This window comes from Planotetraspora sp. A-T 1434 (assembly GCF_025420585.1).
Classification (GTDB): Bacteria; Actinomycetota; Actinomycetes; order Streptosporangiales; family Streptosporangiaceae; genus JAOEGB01.
The window spans coordinates 62,257-74,397 of the sequence record NZ_JAOEGB010000013.1 but is presented as its reverse complement, the minus strand read 5'-3'; the positions used below and the strand labels follow the sequence as shown (position 1 = coordinate 74,397).

Genomic DNA, 12,141 nt, shown 5'->3' with positions numbered 1-12,141 from the left:
CGAGGGACGCTGGCTGTTCACGGCCCAGCAGGTGAAGCACAGTCTGCCCTTGCCCCTTCCGTCGGAGAAGCAGACGGCGGCGTTCGAGTCGAGAGAGAAATTCAACTCAGGAGGTAAGAACATGGCTGTTTGGGAAGTGGCTCAGCTAGTGGTCGCCAAGGGCAAGCAAGATGAGTTCGAATCCGTTGTCCGGTCGAATCTGTCGCTCCTCACGAAGGCCGATGGCTGTTTGGACGTGAAGCTGTTCCGAGCCATTGACAAGGAGGGCGTGTTCCTGATGTGCGCCCTGTGGGAGACGTTGGAGCACCACACCGAGGTGTTCGTCAAGACCGAGGCGTTCATCAAGTTGTCCAGCGCCGTGGGGCCCTTCTTCGTCGCGCCTCCTGAGGTGTTCCACGTGAGCACCGTGATTTGACGGTTTCTGAGTAAGCAGCGCAGGCCAGCCGTTGCGGGAGGAATCATGAGCGGACCGCAATGGATGTCTCGGAGTCGCTGACCGGACAATTGCATGACGGTGGACAGGGCAGATCGTAGTCGGTCGTACTGTAGGGCGCCGGATGCCGGGCCGTCAGTCGCGCGGTAAGGTCTCCGGATGTCGCGTTACCGGTTTACGGCGGTCGTCGCCGCCGTGATCGTGGTCGCCGTGGGGCTGGGGGTCCGGGCGGCGTTCGAGGGGCCGGTGGCCAAATACGCGGGGGACCTGCTCTACACGGTTCTCGTCTACGCCCTGATCATCGTGGTGGCGCCGCGGACGCGTCCGGTCACGGCCGCGGCCGTCGCGCTCGGTCTCAGCTGGCTCGTCGAGTTCGCCCAGCTCACGCCGATCCCGGCGGAGTTGTCCGCCCGGAGTACGGTGGCCCGGCTGGTGCTCGGATCGACCTTCAACGCGCCCGATCTGCTCTGGTACGCCGTGGGGGCCTGCGTCGGGTGGGCCGTGCACCGCGCGGCTTCGCCGTACCTCAGAACGGGACGCCGCAGCGGAGGATGACGTTGGCGTACGGCCGGGCCTCGCCGGTGCGGGCGATCAGCCTACGGAGTGGCTCCGCCGCTTGAGACGCTCGTGGGGGACGTAGGCCAGGTCTCCGAGGCGGTCCCTTGAGCTTCCGCACGGTCGCCGCGCCGCCCCTGACCGCGAAGCCGACGGCCGAGCTCGGCAGGCGGGCGGTGCGCCATCGACGACCTGGCCGACGTGATCGCCGTGATCGCCATGATCGCCATGATCGGCGGGTTGACGTGGGCGAACCACGGCACGTCGTCGAACGAGGCCAGGGCGATGTCGTCAGGGATCCGGAACCCCGCTTCCGGATCTCATCGAGCGCGCCCGGGGCCATCAGGTTGTCACCCAGGAAGGTCGCTTCCGGCGGAACGTCCGACGCCGGCCGGACGGTCACCGCCCGGCGGCGCGCGACGGAAAAGGGTCTTCTGCGGCGTACGGCGGGACCTTCGGCGGGCCCTTCCCGAGCGAGGGCCCGGCATGCTGGAAGCACGATCAGAGAAGGGACCAGCGAGATGGCCGTCACCAGGGAAGAAGTGCGGGTTCACGGGACCGAGCTCGCCGACAGGATCAAGCAGATCATCCACGAGGGCAATGTCCGCCGGATCATCGTCAAGAACTCCCACGGGCACACCGTGATGGAGATCCCTGTGACACTGGGCGTGGTCGCGTTCATCGCGGCACCCGTCGCCACCGCCGCGGCCGCCCTTGCCGCCCTGGCCGCGGAGTGGTCGATCCAGGTCGAGCGCGAAGAGCCGCAGGCCGGCCCCGCGGCACTGGACGGCATCGAGGTGCTGCGCGGCGCCGAAGAGGTGCCCACGGCCGCAGCGGCGGCCGGCGCTGGAGAGGTGGCCAGTGCTGAAGAGGTGCCCGGCGCTGAAGCGGTGCGGCCCGAAGCGCTGCCCAGCGCCGAAGACGGGCAGCAGGCTCCTCCCGCCGGATGACTCTTGTGACAGCGGTGACCGGTCTCCGCCGAGCCGTACTCATGCCCGCGTCCCGGCCGGTGCCGCCGTCCGCCCCGCCGTCCGTTGTCACCCGTCTCATGGAGGTCGGGCGAGAACCACAGGAGAGACCATGAATATCGAGACTCTGACCGCGGCCGACGTCATGACGCGGGTGATCGTCACCGTGAAGCCGGACGAGTCGCCTCTCATGGCCTGGGAGCTCATGCGGCGGGGAGGCGTCCATCACCTCCCGGTGGTCGACGACAAGTCCCGCGTGCTCGGTGTCCTGAGGCGCGAGGACGTCGCCGTGCACTGGTCTGGCGGGCCCGCCGATCAGTCCAGCGGAGAGGTCCAGAAGCTGCTGGGCGGGCGGAGATGCCCGCATGTGGCCGCTGACATGCCGGTCGCCGGCATCGCCGCCGTGATGATCGACTCCGATGTCGACGTGGTCCCGGTCATCGGCCCTTCCAAGATGCTGCAAGGCCTCGTCACCGCCACCGATGTGCTTCGCGCGGTGGCCGGGCGTTGCATGCCGTCGACCGGGGACACCGAGGTGGCGACGGGGCTCTTCCGGCTGGAGCCGGTCCTCCCGCCGAAGCCGTCCCGCCCCTTCGACGACGCCTGAGCAGGCACCCGTCGCGGACGCCGCATGCCCATCGCGCTGCCGTGCAGGAAAGCGGTACGCGCTCCCGTCCGCGTAGGCGTCGCGCAGGACGGCGGTCGTCGCCGCCCTGCCGGCCGTACCCACGCCGCCGGTGCAGCGGAGGGACAGCGATTTGAACGCCGAAGGAGGTGGCCACGGGTACGCCATCGTGCTCGGCCACGTATCCCCGCATGGAGGTGTGGCCGATGACGGCAGTAGCGCTGAAGGCCGCGAAGCTCTCCGGTGGGCCTTCGAACCCGGCGGCCGGGACAACTGCCGGCAGATCGGCACCGGCCCCTAGCGGAAGCGCGGAGGAGGTTGGGGCGTTTATCCCCCGAGAAGGCCGGCACCCGCGTTGACGGTCGCGTTCAGATCCAGGAACGCACCCAGGCCCAGCGTGGGGACGGCACAGGCTGTCGGGGTGGGGGAGGCGGCGGGCGTCGCACTCGCTACCGGTGCGGGAGCATCGGCCTTCTGCGGGGTGCTCGCCGTCTGCTGAGCGGGCTTGTCCGCCATCACGACCGTGACCTTCTGGGTGATGTTGCACACCCTGGTACGCCTGCACAGCGCGTTCTGCACGCTGGTCGCGCCGTCCTCGGAGGTAGTAGAGGTGTGCTGATAGCCGTGATTGTCGGTGCTGCCCCCTCCGACGTATGTCGTCCGGTCACGTGCACCTTTTCCGCCAGGGGCGGGATCCCGGTCAGCCGAATGACCGAGGCTCAATTCCTTCCGGTGCGTCTGGGGGCGCTCCGTGGCGCTTGCCGCGGATGGTGTGACGGCCCCGAAGAACACGGCCGAAGCGGAAGTGCCGACGAGAAAGCACACGGCCAGGCTCTTTGCACTCACCGCTATTCCGTCATGCTGACAAATCATACTCTGCCGCCCCCTGCTGGATCGATCTCCGGGCAGAAGGTCCCCTATCCGGACCCCTTTGTCAGAATAGTTTCCATCAGGGCGGTGATCGGGTTCGCGGTCGGCGTGGCGCACGTCATTGCCACATCATTGCCGTTGGTTGTCGACTAAGAGTGCCAATCCCACGATAATTCAGGCAAATCGGTGAGAACGTCGCCTTTTCGGTAGTCAGGGTCAGTTGTGGGTATCCGCCCGCATGTTCTGGGAGACCCCGCAAACATGCTTGTTCTTGCAGACGCCTGACTGCGTGCTTGTGTTCTGGCTTACGGCGTTGACGTGCCACATGCCCTCGACGACGGTGGCGCTGTCCACGATGTTGACCGGCGAGTAGCTCCCGATCTTCTTGTTGTTGTTCAGTACCAGAACGTTGTGGCCGTGGCCGTCGTGGTGACCATGCCCGCCATGCCCGCCATGCCCGCCATGCCCGCCATGCCCGCCATGGTCAACATGCCCTCCATGAGCACCGTCACCGCCCCCACCCGGGCCACCCTGGCCACCCTCGCTGCCCTGGGCACTGTGGGCGCTCTCTCCGTCATCGGCACCGTGCCCACCGTGCCCACCGTGCCCGGCGGGCGCCCTCGCTCCCTGGCGGACCGTTCCCGCCGCATTGGCGCTCGACGGGTGCGACGCGATCGACCCGGACAGGGTGATCGCGAGCGTCACCAGTGCCAGCTGTCGCATGGTGACGACCACACCGGCCCCCGGACTCTCCTCACGTTGATGAAACACTGGTTCACGCACCTGCTCTTCGGTTCATGTCAGTTGTCGGTCTTTGCCCACATGTTCTGGGAAATCTTGCAGATGCGCTTCTTCTTGCAGGAAGCCGACTGCGTGCTCGTGTTCTGGCTGACGCTGTTCACGTGCTGGGTGCCCTTGATGATGGTGGGGCTGTCTACGATGTTCGACGGCGCGTAGTTTCCAACCTTTTTGTTATTGTTTCCCTTCAAGACGTTATGTCCGTGGTCGCCACCGTGGCCCGCGCGCACCCACGATCCCGGGTGAATTACCGTCGCGTTCGCGCTCGACGGAAGCGACGCGATCGCCCCCGATATGACGATCGCGAGCGTGATCAGTGCCAGCCGGCGCATGGTGGCGACCGTACTGACGTGCGGATTCTCCGCACAGTGGCGAAACATTTGGTTGCGCACCCGCCCTTCGGCTCATTCGGTGGCGGCACTTGCGTTTGCTGACATAACCGACGTCGGCCTCTATACCCAGCGATCGGGGGTGGCTCCCATTCCCGGTCATCCCCGGCGAAGACGATTACCGGCTCTTTGTCGTCGCGCCGATGAGAGGCCGAAAGAGCCGGCAGGCCCGGCAAGAGGGCGACGAGAGCCGCCGGCGTGGGCGAGCGCGCTTCGCGTCCTCCCGGCCCGCCCATCGGCGGGAAAGTTCCGGCCGAAAGTCCCCCGGCAGTCAGGACCTTCACCGCTGACCAGGCAAGACGGCCACCAGGCACGCTGGTGTCGAGGCAGACAGGAGGGTCGTCATGGCGACGCAGGTGAAGGATGTCATGGGGAAGGTGGCCATCGCGGCCCGGATGGACGCGTCGTTCGCCGACCTCGTCGACATCATGCGGCGGTTCAAGGTGGGCGCGGTCACCGTGATCGACGCCGACCGGCGGCCGGTGGGAGTGGTGTCCGAGGACGACATGCTCCTCAGGGAGACGGACGCCGGCAAGCGCATCTTTGAGAGCCGGAGAAAGCGGGAGGAGCACCGCAAGGCGGCGGGCACTACCGCAGGCGAGATCATGACCACTCCCGCGATCACCGTGACCGGGGCCACCCCGGTGAGGGACGCGGCCAGGCTCATGCACCGGAACAGGGTCAAGCAGCTCCCCGTGATCGACCCCGCGACGGGCCGCATCATCGGGTCCGTCCACCAGGGCGACCTGCTGAGGGTCTTCACGCGGCCCGCCGCGGACATCCGGAACGAGATCGAGGAGACCGCGGAGCGGTTCGGCGTCGACATGGCCCAGCTCCGGGTCGCCGTCGAGGGGGGCGTGGTCACGCTCCGGGGCTGGGTCCCGCGGCGTTCGCAGGTCAGGCCGTTCCTCCATGCCGTCCGGGGCGTGGACGGCGTCGTCGAGGTCGAGGCGGATCTGGGCTCCGTGGTCGACGACCTGCTCGTCCCGCCGCCGCTGCTGTGAGCCGTACACACGGCGGCCTGGACGGGCTGGGCGCCCATCACGGTCATGCACGGTCCGCAATCCCACGCAGCCGGGATGTTCACGGAGAGGGAAGACAATGAACACTCGCGTATCCGGAGCGGTCGCCGACGCGGTGCACACCGCCGTCGAGGCCGCCGTCTGGGCCCCTTCCGTGCACAACACCCAGCCCTGGTCCTTCGCCGTGTCCGGCGACGAGATCGCCCTGCGCGCGGATCCCGACAGGCGATTGCACGTCGCCGACCCCGAGGGCCGGCAGATGCTGATCAGCTGTGGCGCGGCCCTCTTCAACGTACGGCTCACGCTGAGCGCGCTGGGATACGAACCCGAGGTCCGGGCGCTACCGGACGCCGACCGTCCGCTGCTGCTCGCCACCATCCGGCCGGGAGCGCGAGTGGAGCCCGGCGAGCACACCCGGCTGCTGCACGCCGAGGTCGAGCGCCGCCGCACCCATCGGGCCGGCTTCGCTGCCCTGCCCGCGCCGGAGCACGTGATCGAGGCGCTGACCGCGCAGGCCGGCGCCGAGCGGGCCGATCTCGTGACGATCGAGTCCGAGGCCGGTGTGCGCGTGCTCGCGGCGCTCACCAACGCGGCGCAGGACGTTCAGTCCCAGGACCGCGCGTTCGCCCTGGAGGTGATGCGCTGGAGCAGGCCTCCCGGCAGCGCCCGGCGCGACGGCGTGCCGGCCCGCAGCTACCCGGCCGCCCCGAGGCGCACCTCCCCGCAGCACTTCGCGCAGCGGGACTACGCCCGGGGCCAGGCGTGGGGCAGCCAGGCCGATGACCTGCCGGTGTCCACCGCCACGGGCCTCGTCGCCGTGCTGACCACGCTCGGCGACTGCCGAGAGGACTGGCTGGCGGCGGGTCAGGCGCTGCAGCGCGTCCTCCTCCACGCCTCCGCGTACGGCCTGAGCGCGGCGTTCCACACTCAGGCGCTGGAGATGCACGACCTGAGGGAGTTCATCAGGCGGAACCTGTGCGCGGGCGCCCACCCTCAGATGATCATGAGGCTGGGCTTCGCCCTGGACGAGACCGGTAGCATCCGCCGCCCATCCTCGGACGTGCTGGAGGAGGACTGACCACCTTCCCGCCCTGCTCGCCGATGTCGGGAATCGTCACTTGGCGGACTTGTCGCCGGCGAGGCTGCCGCAGGCGAAGCCCTTTTCCCGCTCAGGGGCGAGCTGGATGTCCCAGAGATTGGTGTGGTCCATCGGACGGCGGAAAGTCTCGTGCTTGTCGCAGTCGTAGAAGATGTACGTGCCGTCGCTCTCGCCCAGCAGCATCATCCAGCGGCTGTCATAGAGAGGCTTGTCGTCGTCGGCGTTTCTCAGTATGGCCCACTGGTCCTGGAAGCCGACGTAGCTGAGCAGGTCGCTGGACTGTCCGGTCTTCTGCACCTCGGCCGCTCCGTCGGCGAGTTGCAGGATCAGGAGGAATCCGAGGCCAAGCCCCGTCAGGGCGGCGACCAGCACCTTCAATCCCGCGCGACCGACCGGCTTGCGGCGCAGCAGACGGAACGGCACCAGGAAGGTCACCACGCCCAGCCCCACGGCGATGACGACCATGACCGCGGCGTTCAGGTCGACACCGAGGTTGAAGAAGCCCCAATAGGTGGCGCCACACCAGAGTGCGGCGATCGAAGCGGCTATCCAGGGCCGCCGCCGGACGGCCTGCACCAGTCTGCCGAGCGCGCCAAAAGTGATCTTATTGATCAGCCAGCAGATCCCGACGACCAGCCCGACGGCCGGGATGATCGCCATTATCAGCAAGACCAGCGTGCCCATGAGCCTGCCCAGAAGGACCGACTGGTCGATCCCCGCCTGCTGTGGGCTGATGCCGAAGGTCCCGTAAATCTGCTCGACGCCGATGTAGAGCACGGCGTAGAGCGCGACTCCGATCGGGACGACAACCGAGCCGATGCGCTCGATCAGAGCCAGGACACTTCCGCGGTCTTCTTCTTCCTCCGTAGGAGGCGCAACCTGGGGGACAGGGGGACTGTAGGTATCTTCTGGGGCTATTTCCTGATTAATCACGGGGCACGAGCATAGACCTTGTTTGTCCCTTCCCGGTGACGCTCGACCGGGCCGGCGGCCCGGCCGGGTGCCGGGGGAGAGCAGGGTGTCCCTGTCCCCAAGTGGGCAGAGTCGTTCGTCCCGGAGTCACGTCCCCGGGGCGGGGTGGGCGTGTGGGCGGCCGCAATGCGAAACTCCCGCTATGAGCGAGAACGAGCCCCGTCCGCTGATCCCCCAGATGCGCCTCGACGACCTGCTGTCGGAGCTGCAGACGCGGCTGGAAACCGTGCTGGCCACCCGTGACCGCGTGCACGCGCTGCTGGAGGCGGTCGTCTCGGTCGGCAGCGACCTGGACCTGGAGACCGTGCTCCGCCGGATCGTCGGGACCGCGACCACCCTGGTCGACGCCAGCTACGGCGCCATGGGCCTGATCGGCGAGGAGAACACGCTCGTCCAGTTCGTCCCCGTGGGGCTGACCGAGGAGGAGATCGCCAAGATCGAGCACTGGCCGCACGGCCTCGGCCTGCTCGGGCTGCTCATCAAGGAGCCCCAGACGCTGCGGCTGGCGCACATCTCCCAGCATCCGGAGTCGTACGGCTTCCCGCCCGGCCACCCGCCCATGGGGAGCTTCCTCGGGGTGCCGGTCCGGGTCCGGGACGAGGTCTTCGGCAACCTCTACCTCACCGAGAAGCGCGGGGGAGGAGAGTTCGACGAGGAGGACGAGGCGATCGTCGTCGCCCTGGCCACCGCGGCCGGTGTCGCCATCGAGAACGCCCGGCTGTACGAGGACACCCGGCGCCGTGAGACCTGGCTCCAGGCGTCGTCGGACATCACCACCCGCCTGCTGTCCGGAGCCGAGCCGTTCGAGGTGCTCACGCTGATGGCGCGGCGGGCCCGGGAGATGGCCGACGCCGACGTCGTGGCGATCCTGCTCCCCAGTGGTTCCGATAAGCCCAGTGGTTCCGATAAGCCCAGTGGTTCCGATAAGCCCAGTGGTTCCGGCAAGCCCAGTGGTTCCGGCAAGCCCAGTGGTTCCGGTGATGCCGGTGGGACTCTCCGGGTCGTGATCGAGGACGGGCTGGGGGACGAGCATCTCACCGGGACCGAGGTGCCCGTCACCGACTCGCTCGCGGGCCGGGCCTTCCTGAGCGGCGACCCGCTGATGGTCAACGACCCCGCCGAGAGCGACGGACCGCAGGTCTTCGCCGAGCACTTCCCGGTCGGTCCGCTGGCCGTCGTTCCGCTCGGCGCGGCGGGGGCCGTACGCGGCGTGCTGTCACTGGGAAAGCGCTCGGGACGCGTGCCGTTCAGCAACTCGGAACTGCGCACCCTGCACGCGTTCGCCGGGCAGGCCGCGGTCGCGCTCGAACTGGCCGAGACCCGCAAGGACGCGGAGCGGCTCGGCCTGCTGGAGGACCGCGACCGCATCGCCAAGGACCTGCACGACGTCGTCATCCAGCGCCTGTTCGCCGTGGCCATGACCCTCATGAGCGCGGTCCGCCTCGTGGAGCGGCCGGAGGCCTCGTCGAGGCTGCAGAGCGCCATCGACGAGCTGGACGGCACCATCCGGCAGATCCGCTCGACCATCTTCGCCCTCCAGGCGCCGCAGGAGGCCAGCGCGCCCAGCCTGCGGGCGCAGGTGGTCGACCTGGTGGAGGGCGCCCGGGGTCACCTGGGGTTCATGCCGGGGCTCAGCATGGAGGGGCAGCTCGACAACGACGTCCCCCAGGAGGTCGCCGAGCAACTGCTGGCCGTACTCCGCGAGGCACTGTCCAACCTGGTCCGCCATGCCAAGGCGTCGCGGGCCGATGTGACGGCGCGCATCGAGGACGGGTGGCTCACCCTGATCGTGACGGACAACGGGGTCGGGATTCCGGACGAGGGACGGCGCAGCGGCCTGCGCAACCTCGAAGAGCGCGCGGAGCGGCTCGGCGGCTCCTTCGAGCTCGCCTCTCCCGAGTCCGGGGGCACCCGGCTGCGGTGGAGCGTGCCGGTCCGCTAGCCGTTCCCCTCGTAGCGGCCGCTGGGGCGGATCCCGCCGAGCACCTTGTGACCCGCCCGCCGGGGACGAAGGTCCCTAGCCGACGAAGCGCATCAGGGGGAAGGCTCAGCTCCATGGATGAACTCAAGAGCGTCGACGCGTACTGGCGGGCCGCGAACTATCTGGCGGTCGGGCAGATCTATCTGCTGGACAACCCGCTGCTGGGTGAGCCGCTGCGGCCGGAGCACATCAAGCCGCGGCTGCTCGGCCACTGGGGGACCACCCCCGGCCTCAACTTCTGCTTCGCGCATCTGAACCGGGTGATCCGGGAGCGCGACCAGGAAATGATCTACGTCTGTGGTCCGGGGCACGGCGGTCCGGCGGCGGTCGCGCACGCCTGGCTGGAGGGGACCTACTCCGAGCGCTATCCCCACGTCAGCCAGGACGCCGAGGGGATGCGGCGGCTGTTTCGGCAGTTCTCCTTCCCGGGCGGCATTCCGAGTCATGTGGCTCCGGAGACGCCGGGGTCGATCCATGAGGGCGGGGAGTTGGGGTACGCGCTCGCCCACGCCTACGGCGCGGCCTATGACAATCCGGGTCTTGTGGTGGCGTGTGTCATCGGTGACGGTGAGGCGGAGACGGGCCCGCTGGCCGCGAGCTGGCATTCGAACAAGTTCCTCGATCCGGGGCGGGATGGTGTCGTGCTGCCGATCCTGCACCTGAATGGGTACAAGATCGCCAACCCGGCGGTCCTTGCCAGGATCCCGGAGGAGGAGTTGGTCAAGCTCATCGAGGGGTACGGGTATCGCCCGCATATCGTGGCCGGGGACGATCCCGGGGTGATGCACCGGTTGATGGCCGAGACCCTGGACGGGGTCTTCGATGAGATCGCCGAGTACAAGCGGGGCGGGGAGCGTCGTCTTCCTATGGTTGTTCTTCGTACGCCGAAGGGGTGGACCGGGCCGCGTGAGGTGGACGGTGTGCCGGTGGAGGGGACGTGGCGGGCGCATCAGGTGCCGTTGGCGGGGGTCCGGGACGATGCGGGGCATCGGGTGACGCTGGAGGAGTGGATGCGGTCCTACCGGCCGCAGGAGTTGTTCGACGCCGGCGGGAGGCCGAAGGGCGAGATCCTGGGTACGGTGCCGGAGGGTCGGCGGCGGATGAGCGCGAACCCGCATGCCAATGGTGGTGAGTTGCTGCGGCCGCTCGAGTTGCCGAACTTTCGTGATCATGCGGTGGAGGTCAAGTCGCCGGCGTCGGCGTTCACGGAGCCGACGCGTGTGCTGGGCGGTTTCCTGCGGGATGTGATCGCGGCCAATCCGGGTATTTTTCGGTTGATGGGCCCGGATGAGACCGCGTCGAATCGGCTTTCGGCGGTGTTCGAGGTCACCGATCGCGCCTGGAACGCCGGGATCGAGCCTACCGACGAGAACCTGGCCCGGGGTGGCCGGGTGATGGAGGTGCTGAGTGAGCACCTGTGCCAGGGGTGGCTGGAGGGTTATCTGCTGACCGGCCGCCACGGGTTGTTCAACTGTTACGAGGCGTTCATCCATATCGTGGATGCGATGTTCAACCAGCACGCCAAGTGGCTGGAGGCCAGCCGGAGGATCGCGTGGCGGCGGCCGGTGGCGTCGCTGAACTATCTGTTGTCCTCGCATGTGTGGCGGCAGGATCACAACGGTTTCAGCCATCAGGATCCGGGTTTCCTGGATGTGGTGGTGAACAAGAAGGCCGAGGTCGTGCGGGTCTATCTGCCGCCGGACGCGAACACGCTGCTGTCGGTGGCCGACCACTGCCTGCGCTCCCGTGACTACGTCAACGTGGTGGTGGCGGGCAAGCAGCCGGTGCTCGATCTGTTCACGATGGACGAGGCGATCGCCCACTGCACGCGTGGTCTGGGCATCATCGGCTGGGCCTCCACCGACGAGGGTCAGGAGCCGGACGTCGTTCTGGCGTGCGCGGGTGACGTGCCGGCCCTGGAGACGCTCGCCGCCGCCGCGCTGCTGCGTGAGCATCTGCCCGAGTTGAAGGTCCGCGTGGTCAACGTCGTCGACCTGATGCGGCTCCAGCCGCCGTCGGAGCACCCGCACGGGATGAGTGACACCGAATACGACATGGTGTTCACTACGGATCGGCCGGTGATCTTCAACTTCCACGGCTACCCCTGGCTGATCCACCGGCTGACCTATCGGCGGAACGGCCACGACAACCTCCATGTGCGGGGTTACAAGGAGGAGGGCACCACCACCACGCCCTTCGACATGGCGATGCTCAACGACATCGACCGGTTCCACCTCGTCATGGACGTCATCGACCGCGTCCCCGGCCTGGCGACCAGGGCGGCGGGGCTCCGGCAGCACATGGCCGACGCCCGCCTCCGCGCCCGGGCGCACACCCGCGAGCACGGCGAGGACCCCGCCGAGATCCGCGACTGGAAGTGGCCGTGGTAGGCCGCGCAGGACCGAAGGTCCCTCAATCGGTCGCGCCGA

The 12,141-nt window shown here is 68.2% G+C and carries 11 protein-coding genes; 9 read left to right on the top strand and 2 right to left on the bottom strand.

Translation table 11 applies throughout. The annotated features are described in order from the left end of the window. The first annotated feature begins 121 nt into the window (after window positions 1-121). From N5079_RS18425 to N5079_RS18405, 4 genes are all read left to right on the top strand, one after another. On the top strand, window positions 122-415 hold the full coding sequence (locus tag N5079_RS18425) for an antibiotic biosynthesis monooxygenase family protein (protein WP_261585150.1): 294 nt from the start codon (window positions 122-124) through the stop codon (window positions 413-415). A gap of 177 nt (window positions 416-592) precedes the next feature. Next, entirely contained in the window at window positions 593-988 is a 396-nt protein-coding gene (locus N5079_RS18420; RefSeq protein ID WP_261585149.1) for a DUF2809 domain-containing protein, read from the top strand. Between the two features lie 521 nt (window positions 989-1,509). Next, complete coding sequence (locus N5079_RS18410) at window positions 1,510-1,938, top strand: DUF4342 domain-containing protein (protein ID WP_261585148.1); 429 nt, start codon at window positions 1,510-1,512, stop codon at window positions 1,936-1,938. Between the two features lie 130 nt (window positions 1,939-2,068). Beyond that, window positions 2,069-2,563 carry an HPP family protein gene (locus N5079_RS18405; RefSeq protein WP_261585147.1) on the top strand — a complete coding sequence of 165 codons (495 nt, stop codon included), beginning with the start codon at window positions 2,069-2,071 and terminating at the stop codon, window positions 2,561-2,563. A 345-nt stretch (window positions 2,564-2,908) separates the two neighbouring features. Here N5079_RS18405 and N5079_RS18400 read toward each other — a convergent pair whose 3' ends face one another. After that, window positions 2,909-3,160, bottom strand: a complete 252-nt coding sequence (locus N5079_RS18400) for a hypothetical protein (RefSeq protein ID WP_261585146.1) — start codon at window positions 3,158-3,160, stop codon at window positions 2,909-2,911. Window positions 3,161-3,949: 789 nt separating this feature from the next. Between N5079_RS18400 and N5079_RS18395 the strand changes: the two genes are divergently transcribed. The 3 genes from N5079_RS18395 (at window position 3,950) to N5079_RS18385 (ending at window position 6,738) form a co-directional block, all read left to right on the top strand. Beyond that, window positions 3,950-4,408: a hypothetical protein gene (locus tag N5079_RS18395; protein ID WP_261585145.1), complete on the top strand. Its 459-nt coding sequence runs from the start codon at window positions 3,950-3,952 to the stop codon at window positions 4,406-4,408. 574 nt (window positions 4,409-4,982) lie between these two features. Further along, the gene (locus N5079_RS18390) at window positions 4,983-5,642 is read left to right on the top strand and encodes a CBS domain-containing protein (RefSeq protein WP_261585144.1); all 660 of its coding nucleotides are present in this window, start codon (window positions 4,983-4,985) and stop codon (window positions 5,640-5,642) included. A gap of 97 nt (window positions 5,643-5,739) precedes the next feature. Then, complete coding sequence (locus N5079_RS18385) at window positions 5,740-6,738, top strand: Acg family FMN-binding oxidoreductase (RefSeq protein ID WP_261585143.1); 999 nt, start codon at window positions 5,740-5,742, stop codon at window positions 6,736-6,738. Window positions 6,739-6,774: 36 nt separating this feature from the next. On the opposite strand, the gene N5079_RS18380 is transcribed toward N5079_RS18385, so the two are convergent. Then, complete coding sequence (locus tag N5079_RS18380) at window positions 6,775-7,692, bottom strand: hypothetical protein (RefSeq protein ID WP_261585142.1); 918 nt, start codon at window positions 7,690-7,692, stop codon at window positions 6,775-6,777. 181 nt (window positions 7,693-7,873) lie between these two features. Here N5079_RS18380 and N5079_RS18375 point away from each other — a divergent pair, with 181 nt between their 5' ends. Further along, a complete protein-coding gene (locus N5079_RS18375) occupies window positions 7,874-9,673 on the top strand; it encodes a GAF domain-containing protein (RefSeq protein ID WP_261585141.1) in 1,800 nt (599 codons plus the stop codon). 47 nt (window positions 9,674-9,720) lie between these two features. Then, window positions 9,721-12,102, top strand: a complete 2,382-nt coding sequence (locus N5079_RS18370; RefSeq protein WP_410007806.1) for a phosphoketolase — start codon at window positions 9,721-9,723, stop codon at window positions 12,100-12,102. Window positions 12,103-12,141: the final 39 nt, after the last annotated feature.